General features: G+C 46.2%; 17 protein-coding genes and 1 other RNA gene. 11 read left to right on the plus strand and 7 right to left on the minus strand.

Features of this window, described 5'->3' with window-relative positions; all coding sequences use genetic code 11:
- Nucleotides 1-24 precede the first annotated feature (24 nt).
- The gene (locus FGT79_RS13165; RefSeq protein WP_246096414.1) at nt 25-744 is read left to right on the plus strand and encodes a YebC/PmpR family DNA-binding transcriptional regulator; all 720 of its coding nucleotides are present in this window, start codon (nt 25-27) and stop codon (nt 742-744) included.
- Nucleotides 745-808: 64 nt separating this feature from the next.
- Here the strand turns inward: FGT79_RS13165 and FGT79_RS13170 are convergent, their stop codons facing one another.
- On the minus strand, nt 809-1,996 hold the full coding sequence (locus FGT79_RS13170; RefSeq protein ID WP_138753272.1) for an MFS transporter: 1,188 nt from the start codon (nt 1,994-1,996) through the stop codon (nt 809-811).
- A gap of 132 nt (nt 1,997-2,128) precedes the next feature.
- On the opposite strand from FGT79_RS13170, the gene FGT79_RS13175 reads away from it, so the two are divergent.
- Genes FGT79_RS13175 through pfkA form a run of 3 tightly spaced genes read left to right on the plus strand, consistent with a single transcriptional unit; the run spans nt 2,129 to nt 4,552 of the window.
- Nucleotides 2,129-2,446, plus strand: coding sequence for a hypothetical protein (locus FGT79_RS13175; protein ID WP_138753273.1), 318 nt, complete (start codon nt 2,129-2,131; stop codon nt 2,444-2,446).
- Nucleotides 2,447-2,470: 24 nt separating this feature from the next.
- Entirely contained in the window at nt 2,471-3,553 is a 1,083-nt protein-coding gene (locus FGT79_RS13180; protein ID WP_138753274.1) for a tetraprenyl-beta-curcumene synthase family protein, read from the plus strand.
- Nucleotides 3,554-3,583: 30 nt separating this feature from the next.
- Nucleotides 3,584-4,552 (plus strand): 6-phosphofructokinase, encoded by a 969-nt coding sequence (pfkA, locus tag FGT79_RS13185; protein ID WP_138753275.1) that lies wholly within the window; start codon nt 3,584-3,586, stop codon nt 4,550-4,552.
- 171 nt (nt 4,553-4,723) lie between these two features.
- Here the strand turns inward: pfkA and FGT79_RS13190 are convergent, their stop codons facing one another.
- From FGT79_RS13190 to FGT79_RS13200, 3 genes are all read right to left on the minus strand, one after another.
- The gene (locus tag FGT79_RS13190; protein ID WP_138753276.1) at nt 4,724-5,920 is read right to left on the minus strand and encodes a putative glycoside hydrolase; all 1,197 of its coding nucleotides are present in this window, start codon (nt 5,918-5,920) and stop codon (nt 4,724-4,726) included.
- A gap of 207 nt (nt 5,921-6,127) precedes the next feature.
- Nucleotides 6,128-6,316, minus strand: a complete 189-nt coding sequence (locus tag FGT79_RS13195; RefSeq protein WP_138753624.1) for a hypothetical protein — start codon at nt 6,314-6,316, stop codon at nt 6,128-6,130.
- Between the two features lie 166 nt (nt 6,317-6,482).
- Nucleotides 6,483-7,280 carry a YitT family protein gene (locus FGT79_RS13200; protein WP_138753625.1) on the minus strand — a complete coding sequence of 266 codons (798 nt, stop codon included), beginning with the start codon at nt 7,278-7,280 and terminating at the stop codon, nt 6,483-6,485.
- 197 nt (nt 7,281-7,477) lie between these two features.
- Here FGT79_RS13200 and cshA point away from each other — a divergent pair, with 197 nt between their 5' ends.
- The 4 genes from cshA to FGT79_RS13220 all read left to right on the plus strand — a co-directional run bounded on the left by cshA (nt 7,478) and on the right by FGT79_RS13220 (nt 10,889).
- Complete coding sequence (gene cshA / locus FGT79_RS13205; RefSeq protein ID WP_138753277.1) at nt 7,478-9,091, plus strand: degradosome RNA helicase CshA; 1,614 nt, start codon at nt 7,478-7,480, stop codon at nt 9,089-9,091.
- A 286-nt stretch (nt 9,092-9,377) separates the two neighbouring features.
- Nucleotides 9,378-10,157 (plus strand): YesL family protein, encoded by a 780-nt coding sequence (locus FGT79_RS13210; protein WP_138753278.1) that lies wholly within the window; start codon nt 9,378-9,380, stop codon nt 10,155-10,157.
- Nucleotides 10,158-10,204: 47 nt separating this feature from the next.
- Nucleotides 10,205-10,387, plus strand: a non-coding RNA gene (gene ssrS, locus FGT79_RS13215) — 6S RNA.
- Nucleotides 10,388-10,499: 112 nt separating this feature from the next.
- A complete protein-coding gene (locus tag FGT79_RS13220; RefSeq protein WP_138753279.1) occupies nt 10,500-10,889 on the plus strand; it encodes a DUF1499 domain-containing protein in 390 nt (129 codons plus the stop codon).
- A 76-nt stretch (nt 10,890-10,965) separates the two neighbouring features.
- Here the strand turns inward: FGT79_RS13220 and tpx are convergent, their stop codons facing one another.
- Entirely contained in the window at nt 10,966-11,484 is a 519-nt protein-coding gene (gene tpx, locus FGT79_RS13225; RefSeq protein ID WP_138753280.1) for a thiol peroxidase, read from the minus strand.
- Between the two features lie 98 nt (nt 11,485-11,582).
- Here tpx and FGT79_RS13230 point away from each other — a divergent pair, with 98 nt between their 5' ends.
- The gene (locus FGT79_RS13230) at nt 11,583-12,230 is read left to right on the plus strand and encodes a rhomboid family intramembrane serine protease (protein WP_138753281.1); all 648 of its coding nucleotides are present in this window, start codon (nt 11,583-11,585) and stop codon (nt 12,228-12,230) included.
- A gap of 34 nt (nt 12,231-12,264) precedes the next feature.
- Nucleotides 12,265-13,170 carry a glutamate biosynthesis transcriptional regulator GltC gene (gene gltC / locus FGT79_RS13235; protein ID WP_138753282.1) on the plus strand — a complete coding sequence of 302 codons (906 nt, stop codon included), beginning with the start codon at nt 12,265-12,267 and terminating at the stop codon, nt 13,168-13,170.
- 71 nt (nt 13,171-13,241) lie between these two features.
- Here gltC and FGT79_RS13240 read toward each other — a convergent pair whose 3' ends face one another.
- On the minus strand, nt 13,242-13,922 hold the full coding sequence (locus FGT79_RS13240; RefSeq protein WP_138753283.1) for a zinc metallopeptidase: 681 nt from the start codon (nt 13,920-13,922) through the stop codon (nt 13,242-13,244).
- Between the two features lie 36 nt (nt 13,923-13,958).
- Nucleotides 13,959-14,384, minus strand: a complete 426-nt coding sequence (locus tag FGT79_RS13245) for a MerR family transcriptional regulator (RefSeq protein ID WP_171056224.1) — start codon at nt 14,382-14,384, stop codon at nt 13,959-13,961.
- Nucleotides 14,385-14,898: 514 nt separating this feature from the next.
- On the opposite strand from FGT79_RS13245, the gene FGT79_RS13250 reads away from it, so the two are divergent.
- Nucleotides 14,899-16,263 carry an ammonium transporter gene (locus FGT79_RS13250; RefSeq protein WP_138753284.1) on the plus strand — a complete coding sequence of 455 codons (1,365 nt, stop codon included), beginning with the start codon at nt 14,899-14,901 and terminating at the stop codon, nt 16,261-16,263.
- The last annotated feature ends 39 nt before the right edge of the window (nt 16,264-16,302 follow it).

Raw genomic sequence — 16,302 nt, forward strand, 5'->3', positions numbered from 1 at the left:
AACTTTGTCAGGGGAGCGAGCATAATGAAATTTAAATTGTTCAAGGACCGTAAAGGGAAGGCCGATCAGGCTAAAAATAACAAGTTCGTAAAGCTCGGACGTGAAATTTACGTACAAGCTCGCAGAGGCGGGCCGAACCCGGATTCTAACTTCGGGCTGAAAACCGCAATCGCGAATGCTAGAGCGGAGCAAATGCCGAATGACAATATCGAGCGTGCAATTAAGAAAGCCGCTGGCGCGGGAGACGGCGTCGAATACGATGATATTATGTATGAAGGCTATGGCCCTGGCGGTGTTGCCATTATGGTGAAATGCTTGACGGACAATCGCAACCGTACAGCGGCTGATGTTCGTTCGGCATTCAACAAGCGCGGCGGGAATATGGGAGAGAGCGGCTGCGTGGGCTATATGTTCGACCATAAGGGTCTGCTTGTCGTTGACCGCGAGGCTCATGATACGGACGAGGATTCCATGTTGATGGTTGCACTTGATGCGGGAGCGGAGGATGTTGTCGTGAATGAGGACAGCTTTGAGATATTGACGCATCCACATGAGTTCGAGCAGGTTAAAAACGCGCTGGAGAAAGATGGTTTTACTTTCGTTAATGCTGGCGTGCGCTGGCTTCCACAAAATATGATCAAGGTTGAAGGCGAGAATGCGGACAAGCTTCAGAAAATGATGGACGCATTCGAGGACAACGACGACGTACAGGATGTATATACGAATTTTGAGCTTGCGGAATAACGGTAAGGTTTAATATGAGAAGAGCTGCACGAAGCGTCATATTGATGGCGCTTCGTGCAGCTCTTTATTGTTCAGAGCGGCTGAAATAATAGCGAGCAAGGAAACCAGCTGCTGCTATGATTGCAAAGCAGGCGCCCATTTGGAAAAATACTTGGCGGCCAAAATGCTCATAAACAAAACCACCGAACATACCGCTTATTACGCCAGCAAGCCCTGTCCAGATAACGGCGTAGACGGCTTGTCCCGATGCGCGGTACTCGTCTGGAATAAGCCGAGACAGGTAGCGGAGTGCAGTTGAGAAATAGATGCCGAATGAGATGCTGTGCATAGCCTGAGTAGCTATGACCCAGCGGGGGTCCTGAATATCGCTGAGCAGCCATAATCGTACGGCATACATAATAGATGCAATCATGAGAAGAGGAAGCTCTTTGAACTTATGACCGTATTTGCCAAGAAGAAACAAAATAGGAATTTCACTTAAAGCGGATACGAGCCAAGCGAGTCCAACTAAGGAGTCACTGGCTCCCATATGCCGCATCGTTACAGCTAGAAAGCCTTCATACATGCGATGAGGGATTGAGATGGTCAGTATAATTAAAAAGAAGAGCAGTACATCACGCTGGCGAAGCAGCTTGAAAAAGCCAGAAAAGTCGATTTTTCGTGCGCTACCTTGGTAATCCCTTATTCTGGTCGTTAAAGCAAGCGTAATCGCAATGGTGCAAAGTGCAAGTGGAAGTGTCCAAGTAGAGCCGATTTCTTTCAATATTAGACCGAAAGTATAAGCGGTAACAGCAAATCCAAGTGACCCGAATATTCGAACAAGCGCGTAAGGGGTTCCCGTATAGGAACTGGATAAGAGCAGCAGGCTGTCGCTTAACGGATTAATGGGTGTCTGAAAGAAATAAAAGCCCATCATGACGAGGCAAACAAGCGCAAAGTTTTCAACAGGGAATAGAAGCGAAATCATAACAAGCTGTCCGAAGAGCAGCAGCATAAGCAGCTTTTTAATCGTCCTGAACTTGTCACTTGCCATTCCGAGAATGATGTTGGCGAATATGGATATGAACGGACCTGTCGAGTAGATAATTCCGATTTGCTGCTCGGAGAAGCCCCTGTCCAGAAAGTACAGCGGAATAAAGGATACAACCATAGCAGCCGTTGAGTATGCAGAAAAACTATAAAGCCGCAATGCGGATGTCTCTTTTCGAGCGTTAGAGGAGCGTCCTGTCTTAGCGAATTCAGTTGTGTCCATCTTATGAAGCTCACTCCGTCCCTGACTTAAACATATGGATATCAGTATAGCATGGAATAGGAATCGTACCAATGTGATTTGAAGCTGGATTATTATGTGCTGAAATGATACATTTAGTGGTGGAGGTTCACAATGAATGCTTTTCGTTTTGACTGGAATGAACGGCTTCGGATCCGTATTCCTGTGTTGGATATGGAATGGGAGCGGTATAAAGCAGCTGAACAGCTCGTTATCGTTGAACAATGGGAGCTTATTCGCGGTACGATACCCGAGCGGGTGATTGAGTTCGAACAGCTTATTAATCGTAAGCAGCTGGAGCTCTTTGAAGAAGAAAGCTTCGAGAAGTCTTGTATACTAAACTATGAAATAGCCGATTATGCGAGTAGGATTAATGATCTTCACATTTGGTACCGCATCGATCAGCAGTTGGAGTCACGCCGACATTCTTAACGTGATTTGGAGAAGGGGTGCATCATGAGATTGACGACTTTATCTGGCAATCGGGTGCCCCAGAGCCCCCTGAAACTGATGCATCGTGTCTATAAGTATGTGCTTCCCGAGGTGGAGAAGGAGCTTGCGAAGCTTCGTGAGCTTGCGCAGCGGATCCCAGATCAAGAGCTGCGTGCACAGGCGCTGAGCAGTATGGACAGCAAGAAGTTTCATTGTCAAGGCGGTGGTGTATACGCAGCGGCAAATTTGGAGCATAGGCATGTGCTGATACCGCTAATTGTTGCTCTGCAGACCATTAGTGATTATTTGGATAATCTTTGCGATCGGAGCACCTCGCTTAATCCTGATGATTTCCGACTGCTGCATCAGTCCATGCTCGATGCTGTTAATCCGGAAGCTCCGCTTCAGGATTATTACGCATTTCGCAGCGAGAATAACGATGCAGGCTACCTGCATCATCTGGTTCTGTTGTGTCAAACGCAGATAAGAAAGCTTCCTTCGTATAGGAGTGTCCAGAAGCATGTAAGCGAGCTGGTTTCTTTATACGGCGATTTGCAGGTGTACAAGCATATCCACAATGATTTGCGCGAGGAGCATTTGCTTGCGTGGTGGGAGCTCCATCGTGAACAATATCCTGATTTGCAGTGGAATGAGTTTGCTGCGGCAGCAGGCTCTACACTAGGTATGTTTATGCTGTTTCTCGCGGCAAGCGAGGAGCGCTTGTCTGAACAGGATGCAGCAGTTATACGGAATATTTATTTCCCCCATGTTTGCGGGCTTCATATTTTGCTCGATTATTTGATCGATCAGGAAGAGGATCTTGCAGGCGGTGATCTTAATTTTTGTCATTATTACGATAACGAAAGTCTGCTTGTTGAGCGCATCGGCACGATTGTGAACCGCGCGCGTGAAGATGTGAAGCAGTTGCCTGCTTCCCGTTTTCATCGTTTGATTATAGAAGGGCTACTCGCCTTATATTTGTCAGACCCGAAGGTTCGCCACCAGGCGGATGTCAAGGATGTATCGAAGAAGCTAATGAAGAACAGCCCGCTAACGCGATTGTTTTTCTTTATTAACAGCATCTGGATTCGGAAGCAACAGGCTTAACTATAAATAAACAACTTGGAGGAATGGACCATGTCTGCAGTCAAATCAATCGCAGTACTGACAAGCGGAGGAGATTCGCAAGGAATGAACGCAGCCGTACGTGCTGTTGTAAGGAGTGCTTTGTTCTATGGGTTAGATGTATACGGTGTTCAACGCGGCTACCAGGGACTAATTAACGATGATTTGCGCCAAATGGATTTGCGCAGCGTCGGAGATATTATTCAGCGCGGAGGAACGATTCTACAAACCGCACGATGTAAGGAATTTATGACGGCTGAAGGCCAGCAGCGTGGAGCTGAAGTGCTGCGTGCAAGAGGAATCGACGGGTTGGTTGTAATCGGCGGAGACGGCTCTTATCAAGGCGCCAACAAGCTCAGCAAGCTGGGTATTAAGACGATGGGCATACCTGGAACGATCGACAACGATATTCCGTTTACCGATATTACGATTGGCTTCGATACTGCTGTCAGCATCGTCGTTGACGCAATCAACAAAATACGTGATACGATGTCATCGCATGAACGTTCATCCATCGTTGAGGTTATGGGTCGCCATTGCGGCGATATCGCACTGCATGCCGGACTTGCAAGCGGAGCAGAGACCATCCTAGTACCGGAGGTTCCGTTCGAGCTAACTGAGGTTGCAGAACGTATGAAAAACAACTTCGCTAAGGGCAAGCGTCACAGTATCATTGTCGTTGCAGAAGGCGCAGGTAAAGGCGAGGAAGTTGCGCATCAAATTACGGCGAATAGCGGTATTGAACCGCGTGTGACGGTTCTTGGTCACATTCAGCGTGGCGGAACGCCGACAGCTATTGACCGGATTCTAGCAAGTAAGCTTGGTGATTTTGCAGTTCGGCAGCTTATGGCTGGCGATTCAGGCAAAGCCTGCGGCATTATTAAAGGTGAGCTGGTAACGACGGATATTGATTTGGTCGTTAAGACTAAGAAACCTTTCGATATGGGCATGTATGAGCTCGCACTGCGTCTTTCCCAATAAGCAATCAGACTAGCAAAAATGCCTTCGGCGTCCTTTAGACGCTGAAGTAGCTTTGACGGTGAAATATAAGCCCTTTATAAGCTAACAAACTTATAAGTTCTTATATTTTGGAAAAAGTCCACCGCGCCTTAACGGCTCAGTGGACTTTTTGTTGTATTTGGAAGGGCACTCTTAGTTATAATCTACATTTGGTGAATATTTATTTCCCGCGTTCCAGAGCAGGTATTCGTTAATGCCAGTATCCTTTAAGGCTTTAATTTGAGCTTCAACCTCGGCCTTTCCATATTTCATATAATGGCCGCTGCCAAGCCAGCTTGCTGTGAAATCCTGAATCCAAGGGCGAATAATAGGCTTGAGATCCTTTGTCGGATCTAGTTTTTTGTGGGTATCAACCATAGCTCCTTTAATCGTCTCATACGGACTGAGATCGGGATCCTTCTGTTTGAACCAGCCGGTACTGTAATGGCTTGGATAAATCATTGGCGATATGACATGTACGTCGTTGGAAATTTTTACGAAGTCTTGGCCGATTCCCTCAGCTGCAGGAACTGATGCAGCATATCCGAATATATCAACTGAAACCCTCACGCCAAGCGGCTCAAGCTGCTCGCGCGCGTATTTCACGAACCCGGCGACAGCATCAACCCGGCTTTGCTCCGTTTTATTAAAGGTCAGCGAGGCAGCTTTGTTCTCAAAGCCCTCAGGGAAGCGCACGTAGTCAAATTGTATCTCCTTGAAACCGAGCTTAGCTGCTTCCTTCGCGACTGCAATATTGTAATCCCATACTTCCTTGCGATAAGGATTAACAAAGCTTTCACCGCGGCCATTTTTCCATATGGTCCCGTCCTGATGCAGGAATGAGAGCTCCGGCTGTTTGCGGGCAAGCACTGTATCTTTAAAGACAACGATTCGGGCAATTGGATAAATGTTATGCTTTTTGAGCGTCTGCATTAATACTCCGATGTCTCGGATATATTTCTTGGATGCGCCTACTTCTTGTAGCTCAGGTGTCGCTGTGGGATAGGTTATGTACCCATTGTCATCTTTAATGTCGATAACCATGCTGTTCAGTTCTGTGTCGTCTAGCAGCTTGAGCAAGGTTTCCATACGAGCTCCGCCAGCACTATGGGCTGTCACATAGATGCCTTTGATAGGCGGTGTTTCCGGCTGAGGGTCTTTTTTGACGGCTGCCTCGCCTGGAGATCCCGGTGGGGAAGTGTCCGTTTCTGTAACGTTTGGTTGAATGATGGTTTGACCAGCTGCGGAATTTAAGTAGGCAATTGCAAGCTGCTTAGCTGCGGCGTTATGCTCTCCATTCCCACTGAGCAAGCTGTACAGCAGCAGCAAGGTTGAAATGATGATGTCCATTTTGCTCTCTCCCCGTTCGCTATTCTGTACAAATTATAAAGCAGATAATGGGTCTGGGTCATTAACTTTTTGAACACTTATGAAATATTATGCCGCTTTTATGGGCTTGAGCTCTGTTTTTTTGCTTATATATTCACTTGAAACGCAACAAAAAGCCAGTCGAGATGGTCTCGACTGGCGCATACGTATTCCGTGTGTCCCGCATTGTCATTGTAACAAAGCTTCTCTCTGCTGATTGCAAATACTGTGCTGCACAATTTCCATTGCGTCTGCAGGCTCAAGGTGTGCGAGTCCGTCACGCAGCACAATGCTGATGTCCAATTCGCGTTGCGTTAGAAAAGGACTAAGCTCTGGGGCAAGCTTCTCTACAATTTGAGACAATTTGACCGTTTCCATATCCACCTGAGCATCACCCTTTCATATCGAATGTTTAGGGCAAATCATATGGCAAGAAACCAAAGCTACGGGATACAAACATTATATCAGTATCAATTTCAAAAACATAGGGATAGAGTGGAAAATCCATTCTTGCGTATAGGATTCAATCTTTTGGCTATAGGATTCAATCCTTTGGCCTTGAAAAGTCGCCGATGACTCCCACCGTTTCTACAATGTTGATGAAAGCGCGCGGGTCGATCGTTGTAATCGTCTTGCTGAGCTCGGCTAATTCATATTTGGTTCGGACTGTCATCAGCATATCGCGATCACCGGATGAATAGGCACCGCGGGTTTTGATTACTGTAATGCCCCTCGGATGCGAAAGCAGCTTCGCAAGCAGCTCGTCGGTCTTCGTCGTTATGATAAAGGCAGTCAATTTAATATGCCTTACATGGACTAGATCTACTACTTTGCCAGCTGAGAAAATCGACAAGAGCGAATAAAGCGCCAAATCCCAGTTTTTAGTGAAGAGAACCAATATCGCAATCACCAGACCATTTAGGATGAAAATAATCATGCCCACAGGCAAATCCCGCTTGCGAGTCACGATGGAGGCAATGATATCGAAGCCGCCTGAGGAGCCGCCATATCGCATGGCCAGCCCGCTGCCGAATCCGATAATGATACCGCCGAACACAGCACCGAGCACAATGTCATCAGCAATTTTCACGACAGGCACAAGCTGCAAGAACAATGTTGAAGCTGCTACCGTGTACACGCTCCACAATATAAATCTGCGGCCAACCGCAAACCAACCCCAAATCAGAACAGGTACATTCAGGATAAAATATAGCCAACCGATATTTCCGCCAGTGATATAGCCAATCATCATGGAAATGCCAGATACGCCGCCGCTGAGCAACTGGTGGGGAATGAGAAATAGGTTGAAGCCCAGCGCGATTAGGAAAGCGCCGGCAGTCATGATCGGTATTGTGATAAGATAACGCAGGGAATGCGGATTCAATACAATCGCTCCAATGCAACTGACATCGTATTTTTGAACATATTACCATCAATAGTATGGCTTTCTTTGGTTTGCTGGTATTCAGGATTAAATGTGTGCTATAATGATTTGGATATTCTTAAGTAGGCTGCAGATAAAAGGAGTTTGAGAAAAGTTTGAAAACATTTGCTGAATTTGGCTTGGAACCGAAAGTGTTGCAAGCAATTACCGAACTTGGATTCGAGGAATCAACCCCGATTCAAGACAAAGCGATCCCTATTGCTATGGCTGGGCAAGATCTTATTGGCCAAGCACAAACGGGTACAGGAAAGACAGCGGCATTCGGAATTCCGCTCATTAACAAAATTCCGACAAGCGAGGAACGCATTGTCGCATTAATAATGACGCCAACCCGTGAACTCGCTATTCAAGTGGCAGACGAGATCGGGAAGTTGACTCGATACAAAGGCCTTCGCTCGTTGCCGATTTATGGTGGTCAAGAAATTGGTCGTCAAATCCGTGCATTGAAGAAAAAGCCACAAATCATTATTGGTACACCTGGACGTTTGCTTGACCATATTAACCGCAAGACGATTCGTCTTGAAGATGTACAAACGGTTATTTTGGATGAAGCGGATGAAATGCTCGACATGGGCTTCATGGAGGATATTCAATCCATCCTGAAGCAAGTGCCAGATGAGCGTCACACGATGCTGTTCTCTGCAACAATGCCGACAAACATTCAGAAGCTTGCACAGCAATTTCTGAAAAACCCAGAGCATGTGTCTGTAATTCCTAAACAAATTACAGCTCCACTTATCGAGCAATCGTACATCGAAGTGCATGAGCGCCAGAAGTTCGAAGCACTTAGCCGTTTGCTTGATATGGAATCCCCTGAGCTTGCAATCATTTTCGGCCGTACGAAACGCCGGGTTGATGAGCTAAGCGAAGCACTTCAGAAACGCGGTTACACGGCTGACGGTCTTCACGGCGATTTGTCGCAGAACCAACGCGACAGCGTAATGCGTAAATTCCGTGACGGCAGCATTGATGTTCTGGTAGCAACTGACGTTGCTGCACGTGGACTCGACGTTTCCGGCGTAACACATGTTATCAACTTTGACCTTCCGCAAGATCCAGAGAGCTATGTTCACCGGATCGGCCGTACTGGTCGCGCAGGCAAAGAGGGTACAGCTTGGTCATTCGTTACACCTCGTGAAACGGATCACCTTCACTTCATCGAGAAAGTTACACGTCAGAAGATGAACCGCAAGCCGCTTCCAAGTATTGCTGAAGCGATTGAAGGTAAGCAACGCGTAACAGCTGAGCGTCTTCTTGAAGTCGTACAAAGCGATGAGTTCTCCGAGTACAAAGCGATTTCGATTCAATTGCTTGAGCAATATGATTCCGTTCATTTGCTTTCGGCAGCAATCAAATTGTTGACTGGCGAGAAGAAAAATGTAGAGATCGAATTGACACCGGAAGATCCGCTTCGTGCTAAAAAACGCAAGCCGGATATTCGTTCTAACGGTCGTCCATTCAACCGCAGCGGTTCTTCATCGTATGGCGGCAATCGCAGCAGTTCTGGCGGCAGCGGCGGCGGCGGTGGATACCGTGGACGCGATGACAGACGCAGTAGCGGCAGCAGCAGTAGCACAGGTGGCAGCTCGCGCGGCGGCTATGAATCACGCGGCGGCAGCAGCGGCGGTTACGCTGGCAAACGTCCAAGCGAAGGACGCCCAGAGAATCGTCGTCCGAAAAGCTCCTCTGACGGCTTTGCAAACAACTAATACAACCGATACCTTTGTTGTTTGAAAAAACCGAGGTTGTCCGTGATCCCTAACGGGCATCCGGTCGACCTCGGCTTTTTTTATTGTAATAGGACAAGCCGTGGCCTTCGCTGCTCATAAGGCGACCACCGTATCGGCTTCATAACAGGATAAAGCAAGCATGCTTATTCTGAACGGTAAGGTTTTGCTATGTTGACGTTAGCCTAGGGAGCCTGGTAACAGGCGGTTTTGTTCCCTGCGTATGGTAGTCTGTGGGAGTAATTTTACTTTTCTGGAGGCAGATCCGATGGAACCAAGAGGGCTGATGGGTGGATTTTACCGAATATCCGAATGGATTATGAGGTTATCGGTTATTAATGTGTTGTGGCTAATCTGTTCGTTGCCATTTGTTTTTGTAGCAGTGGTTGGATTGTTTATGTCACCGGGAGTCGAAGAACTGAAGTCGAGTCTTATTTTAATGGCAATTCTCGCACCTTTTACTTTATTCCCAGCTACAGCGGCCATGTTTACGGTTGCACGCAAATGGGTGATGGGCGAGTCGGACGTCGCACTGTTCAAAACGTTTTTCCGAGGCTACAAGGAAAACTATAAGCAAAGTATGCTCGGCGGTATTATTTATACGGTGTTGCTGGCAATTATGATTGTTGACTTTATCGTTTACCGCGAACAATTAAACTTGCTGTCATACATTTTTATAGCGTTTCTTGTTTTACTCATCGTATCCTTATTTAATTTCTTCTCGATGCTTGTCCATTATCACATGAAAACGTTTCAATTGCTGAAAAACGCTGTGCTCATTACAATCGGCAAGCCGTTCCGTTCTTTATCTACAGCGGTCATGAGCGGTGCCGTCATGTATTTCAGTACGAGATTCACGTTTCTCATACCTTTTTTTATGGGCAGCATTATTGCTTATCTGGCATTCTGGAACTTCCATTTGATTTATCAGAAGCTGCAGGATCAAGCAGAGAAAGCGAGGCTTGCAGAGGAAGAGGAAGCAGAGAAGGCTGCGGAGCTGGATCGTATTGATTTGGTGAAAGACGATTCGAACGAAACCAGTAAATAACAGCGCAAGGAAGTTTACTTTTTAGTTCGTAAAGTCTATAATAGCAATACCTCCTGCGATGCTCGTTACGGCTTTACGCTGTTTTGAACCAATGGCTGTTTCACGGGAGACCCATATCGAAACGTAGCTGACATGCCCCCGAAAGGGGATCTCAAAAGCGGTTCTGCGGTCACCCACCTGCGTAAGCGGGTTCAGAAACATGTGAGTCGGACGGCATAGGCGGGTTCCATCTTCAAATTAAGAGCATTTGCTGGTGAATTCCAGTGATAGCTCTTTTTTCATTGGACAAATCATGGTATCATATAGAGTAATGTACATAGATGCCGGAGGGGGAGATCGTTGTTGTTGAAGCGGACCTTGATCGGGTTGCTGCGCAGTCATGAACAGACTGGAGACAGAGCCAAGGATCCAATGCTCAAATCTCATTTCTACAAGCTTTCGAAGGACAAGGCTTGGGATGAAGTGATTTCGACTCTTAAGAAAATGCAAGGCTATAAGGTGCTGCACGAAGTGCAATCGGTTGGGGAAATTGTGCTTGAGAAGCGTACGGCATTCGGAAGAACGATGGACATTACTGTTTCCGTCATTAGCGTAAATCCACTGCAATCGGCTGTCGACATTTATTCAGCATCCCGTGGTTCATTAGGGGATCTTGGTTCTAATTACAGAGTCATTCTGGATTTGTACCGCAATCTCGACAAGAAGCTTGCAGCCTTCAAAGTGAATAGTTAATTAATAAACAAAGCGAGGAAGGGTAGCCTTCACTCGCTTTGTTTGCAATCATGATATAGTAACCTTTGGAAGAGAATTATACAAGCGCTTTAACCGCTTCAATTGCTTGCTCGTAGTTAGGGTGCTCCGTCATTTCTGGCAAATATTCAACATATTGAATCGTATCGTTGGCGTCGATAACGAAGATGGAGCGTTGGTCAAGACCCAGCTCTTTGATGTATACGCCGTAAGAGTCGCCGAAGCTGTGTGATTTGTAATCGGAGAGCAATACGACTTTATCGATTCCTGCCGCGCCGCACCAGCGTGCTTGAGCGAATGGAAGGTCTACGCTCACTGTCAATACGACTACGTTGTCGCCAAGCGAACCTGCAGCTTCGTTGAAGCGGCGAGTTTGCGCGTCGCATACGCCTGTATCGATGGAAGGTACTACGCTAATAAGTTTAATTTTGCCGGAGTAGTCACTAAGGGAAACATTCTCGACAAGCGATTTGTTAAGATTGAAGTCAGGGGCTTTATCTCCTACTTTAAGTTCTGGTCCTACTAATGTGATCGGATTGCCCTTGAAAGTAGCAGCTCCATTACGTTCTTGTGTCATTCGAATACTTCCTCCTCTAAAATAATGGTCAATACTGATTAATTATAATCGTTATGAAACGACCTTGTCCAATTGTTGGATAGAAAAGGGATGATCTGATGATTTTTTTGCGATATGAAAGTTTTCGCTCGTATTTGAAGCTTTATCCTGTAACAGCTGTATTGATTGCTCTGAATATAATCTATTATGTTGTGGTTGCTTTAAATGGAAATCCGAATGATGCCTATCATGCTTACAACTATGGGGCGTTTGCAACCAATGTCGTGTATGATCCGTACGGTTTAGAGGAGCCCTGGCGTTATGTGACCTCCATGTTCATGCATTCGGGCATTGAGCATCTGCTTTACAATATGTTTGCTTTGCTTGTATTCGCGCCGCCGCTTGAGTATTTGCTTAAGCATACAAGATATTTGTTTTTTTACTTGTTATGCGGTATCGGAGGGAATGCAATGAGCGCGCTTGTTCATGTGCTGGAGAATGATATGGATGGGCATGTTGGTGTAGGTGCCTCAGGTGCTATCTATGGCGTCTACGGCGCATTTCTGTATATATCATTGTTCCGCAAGTCACAGCTTGACGAGGGCTCTCGTAAAACGGTTTATACAATATTGATATTTGGTGTCATCTACTCCTTCTTGGTCCCGAGCATTGATTTGTGGGCACATGTTGGTGGTGCACTGGCAGGCTTTCTGCTTTATAATGTGTTTGATCATGTAAAAATGCGAAAAAATCAGCGACATTCATGAAAACTACGTATGCACGGGAGAGAATCTAACCGGTATGGAACTTCGTCAGCTTCATTATTTCGTAAGAGTAGCAAAAAAAGAGCATGTGACGCAGGCGGCAGAAGAGCTGCATGTCGCTCAGTCGGCCGTTAGCCGTCAAATCCATCAGCTCGAAGAAGAGCTTGGAGTCAAATTATTCGTTCAAAAAGGAAGAAATTTGCAGCTTACGCCGGTCGGACAGCTTTTTCTAAAGCGTGCCGAAGTCATATTGGCTGATTTGGAGCGCGCAGTTATTGAAATACATGAATTTCTTGATCCTGAGAAAGGGGAGATCCGCCTTGGGTTTCCGCACAGTCTAGGCATCTCCTTGATCCCGCAAGTTGTTGCAGCCTTTCGCAAGCTTCATCCTAATGTGAAGTTTAGATTCAAACAAGGAATGTACCCGTCATTGATCCGAGATATGGTGAAAGGTGAAATTGACTTGGCCTTTATTTCACCGTTCCCTAATGAACATGAATTTGTATGCGGAGAGGTTCTGCTGACAGAGGAGCTTTATGCGATACTGCCGCCAGGACATCGTTTGTCGAACGAGGAATGTATTGAACTCAAAGAGCTGGAGCATGAGACATTTGTTTTGTTCAGCGAAGGCTACTCTCTGCGGCCAATCGTTTGGGATGCTTGTCAGGAGGCGGGCTTCACTCCGAAAATCGGCTTCGAGGGAGAAGAGACAGATACGATTCGAGGATTGGTAGCGGCAGGCATGGGAGTTAGTCTCCTGCCTGAGATGGCGCTGCATTACACAGGTCCGCTGCAGGCGACGAAGGTTCGTGTAACAGGTCCGCAAGTAACCCGTACAATTGGGCTCATACGGCGTTCTAATGAAAAGCTGCCGTTAGTTGCCAAAGTTTTTCACGGATTTTTACTTCGTTATTTCCATGATAGAAATGAAAAAACAATGTAGGATAAGAAAAAGGAGCCTCTCCGCTGGTCATTTGACCAGCGGAGAGGCTCCTTTCAATTGTGACGAAACATTTATTCCTGACGACTGCCGCCAACAAAAATTAAGATGTAACGGACAAGCTCCAAAAGCGAAAGCAGCGCTGCTGCTACATAAGTTAATGCGGCTGCGTTCAGCACCTTGGCTACTCCACGTTCCTCGTCGTTCGTGATGAAGCCCTCTGCGACCATAATATCTCTGGCTCGGTTGCTAGCATTAAACTCGACAGGAAGTGTAATGACTTGGAAGGCAACGGCTACTGAGAAGAAGATGATACCTAGTCCGATTAAGTTAAGCGCCGACATAAGAATACCGGCGATGAATAGGAAAGGGGCGACGCCAGAAGCGAAGTTCACGATTGGGAAGATACGGTGTCTGATGACGAGCATCGAATAATGTTCGGCGTGTTGGATCGCATGACCTACTTCATGGCAGGCGACAGAGATTGCTGATATGGAGTTTTCGTAGTAAACAGGCTCCGAGAGACGGACAACGCGGTGAATCGGATCGTAATGATCGGTAAGTACACCGCGCACAGGTTCGATCGGTACATCATGGAGCCCATTCGAATCGAGCATTCGTCTTGCTGCTTGGTAGCCAGTCAATCCGCTATGTGCGGGGACGGTGGTCCATTTCTTAAAGGTTCCTTTAACTCGGAATTGGGCCCAGATCGTTAAGATAAAGGCTAGTACGATGAGAATGTAAATATAAGTCATAGTGCCATTCCTCCATTTTAATGATGAGATGGGCTGCTACATAAGGGAGCTTTTATTGATAATAAGCATAAGTGCTTCGATGCAAGCGGCAGTCTGCGGCATGAGACGTGTGTAAAGGTGGTTAGCTTGGCGTGGCTTAAGCTTTTTTAATACCGGCTCCAATTCCTTCACTTCACGCTCCAATTGGCTTATATGGTGCTGCAAATCCGTTAGCTTGCGTGATACTTGCTCTTCAGGTGTAATTTTGCTCCAGCTCTCGATTGCGACCTTGATCTCATCTAATGTATATTTGTCCTTTTTCATCTGTTCAATACGTTCTAGGCGAACTAAGGTTTCGTCAGAATAGAGTCGATAGTTCTTGGCTGAACGCTCCGCAGGCTCGATTAGCCCGATTGAAGTGTAATAATCAATGGTTCGTGGACTAATTTGGGCCAGCTTCGATAGTTCCCCGATGCGATACATGTCAATTCCTCCATTCGTTAAAAATATATGAAAACAATTATCTTCTATTATAGTAAGTTTCGCTAACGCCAACTTCTGACATAGGAGTATTCGTCTATATCTCTAATGATAATAGTAAAGTAACCATACAGTCAAACGTGTTACATGAGTATCTCATTTCCATTAAACATTTGCTGCTGACCGTCTGCCGGCAGTGTTTGTTTTGTTCTTACATATATAACGATTTATCGTGAAAGATGAATCAGTTGCCCTGAATGACGAGGATACAGATGTTAGATCAATATAGGAAGATGTGCCTAGATACTGTCAAAATGCGAAGAATAAGCCGGTCTGATAGGCTATTTTTAGACCGATTTGTTCTAAAACCTAACGTTCGTGTTAGATTTTATGCCGAACGTTTGATTTTTTTTATAAATTTAGCAAAAACGTATTGTCAAATTGAGTAGTACTGACTATAATGACATTAAGTCTTTCCTCTCATGTAAGGAAACATAACACTTAGGGAGTGGTCGTAATGATTAAGAAAACGATGTTAGCTTTAGGGATCTTCACTTTATTATTTCCGGTTATGGCGTTTGCAGAGGATCCTTCCGCAGCAACGTTGAACATGGGGCTGAACTCGCTTTGGGTTATGCTTGCATTCATTCTTGTTCTACTTATGCAAGGTGGTTTTATTCTTCTAGAGACAGGTTCTACCCGCATGAAGAACGCTGGTCACGTTGCCGGCAAAACAATCTTCACCACTGGTCTTGCAGCACTTATTTATTGGGCATTCGGTTATGGCATGGCTTTCGGCGGAGACAGTGGCGTTAATGCATTGTTCGGCTGGGGCGACTTTTTCTTCAATCCATCCATATCGGCTGCAGAAGGCGACAGCTTTCCAAGCACAGTATTCTTCTTGTTCCAATTAGCATTTGCTGCGGTATCACTGTCCATTGCATGGGGCGGTTTCGCAGAGAGAGCAAAGCTTTCATCTTATATCGTATTTACCGTATTTTTCATCGCAATCATCTATCCGGTTGTAGCTCACTGGATCTGGGGCGGCGGCTGGCTCGCTGAAGACGGAGCACAAGATTTCGCGGGTTCTACAGTCGTTCACTTAACAGGTGCACTTGCAGCATTTGCTGCGACGGTATTACTCAAACCACGTATCGGCAAATTCAACAAAGACGGTTCTGCGAATGAAATTTTGGGACACAACCAAGTGTTCACAGCACTTTCCGTATTACTACTATGGGTTGGTTGGTTCGGATTCAACGCAGGCAGCACAGTAGCTATCGGCGACGGATTCTTCGGATATGTAGCATTCAACACGATGCTTGGAGCAGGCGCAGGCGGCGTGGCGGCACTTCTTATTTCATGGGCTGTTACTGGTAAAGCGGATATCACTACAATGCTTAACGGTACGCTTGCAGGTCTCGTAGCCATTACGGCATCTTGCGCATTCGTAGATCCTTGGGCGGCTGTTGTTATTGGTCTTGTAGCTGGTGTGCTTGTATTCTACAGCGTGAAGTTTTTCGAGAAAATTAAAGTTGACGATCCAATCTACGCATTGTCCGTTCACGGCGCGGCTGGTATCTGGGGTACACTTGCTAACGGTATCTTCGCTACACAATTACTTGCAGATAAAGTTGGAGTAGGTACTGGTGGTCTGATTGACACAGGAAGCTGGAAGCAACTGTGGGTTCAATTCGAATCTGTTGTAGTCGTTGGAGCATTCGTATTAGCAGCATCATTCTTGGTACTTGGCGTGATGAAGCTTATCATGGGCTTCCGCGTTACAGAAGAGCAAGAGATTATTGGTCTTGACCTTAGTGAGCATGGCGCTTATGGTTATCCTGAGCAAATGAAAAAAGCAGGTCAAAACATTCAAGGATAATATTGACCATGATGGACTGACCGGAGGGAGAGGGCGTCG

Source organism: Paenibacillus sinopodophylli (assembly GCF_005930355.1).
Classification (GTDB): Bacteria; Bacillota; Bacilli; order Paenibacillales; family Paenibacillaceae; genus Pristimantibacillus; species Pristimantibacillus sinopodophylli.

What these genes read in the sequence shown, in the direction of transcription:
- FGT79_RS13250 (WP_138753284.1), top strand. Translation starts at nt 14,899, where the DNA reads ATGATTAAGAAAACGATGTTAGCTTTAGGGATCTTCACTTTATTATTT.
- FGT79_RS13210 (WP_138753278.1), top strand. Translation starts at nt 9,378, where the DNA reads ATGGAACCAAGAGGGCTGATGGGTGGATTTTACCGAATATCCGAATGG.
- FGT79_RS13200 (WP_138753625.1), bottom strand. Translation starts at nt 7,280, where the DNA reads ATGACTGCCGGCGCTTTCCTAATCGCGCTGGGCTTCAACCTATTTCTC.
- FGT79_RS13175 (WP_138753273.1), top strand. Translation starts at nt 2,129, where the DNA reads ATGAATGCTTTTCGTTTTGACTGGAATGAACGGCTTCGGATCCGTATT.
- FGT79_RS13240 (WP_138753283.1), bottom strand. Translation starts at nt 13,922, where the DNA reads ATGACTTATATTTACATTCTCATCGTACTAGCCTTTATCTTAACGATC.
- gltC (WP_138753282.1), top strand. Translation starts at nt 12,265, where the DNA reads ATGGAACTTCGTCAGCTTCATTATTTCGTAAGAGTAGCAAAAAAAGAG.
- FGT79_RS13245 (WP_171056224.1), bottom strand. Translation starts at nt 14,384, where the DNA reads ATGTATCGCATCGGGGAACTATCGAAGCTGGCCCAAATTAGTCCACGA.
- FGT79_RS13230 (WP_138753281.1), top strand. Translation starts at nt 11,583, where the DNA reads ATGATTTTTTTGCGATATGAAAGTTTTCGCTCGTATTTGAAGCTTTAT.
- FGT79_RS13170 (WP_138753272.1), bottom strand. Translation starts at nt 1,996, where the DNA reads ATGGACACAACTGAATTCGCTAAGACAGGACGCTCCTCTAACGCTCGA.
- FGT79_RS13190 (WP_138753276.1), bottom strand. Translation starts at nt 5,920, where the DNA reads ATGGACATCATCATTTCAACCTTGCTGCTGCTGTACAGCTTGCTCAGT.
- pfkA (WP_138753275.1), top strand. Translation starts at nt 3,584, where the DNA reads ATGTCTGCAGTCAAATCAATCGCAGTACTGACAAGCGGAGGAGATTCG.
- FGT79_RS13195 (WP_138753624.1), bottom strand. Translation starts at nt 6,316, where the DNA reads ATGGAAACGGTCAAATTGTCTCAAATTGTAGAGAAGCTTGCCCCAGAG.
- FGT79_RS13180 (WP_138753274.1), top strand. Translation starts at nt 2,471, where the DNA reads ATGAGATTGACGACTTTATCTGGCAATCGGGTGCCCCAGAGCCCCCTG.
- FGT79_RS13165 (WP_246096414.1), top strand. Translation starts at nt 25, where the DNA reads ATGAAATTTAAATTGTTCAAGGACCGTAAAGGGAAGGCCGATCAGGCT.
- tpx (WP_138753280.1), bottom strand. Translation starts at nt 11,484, where the DNA reads ATGACACAAGAACGTAATGGAGCTGCTACTTTCAAGGGCAATCCGATC.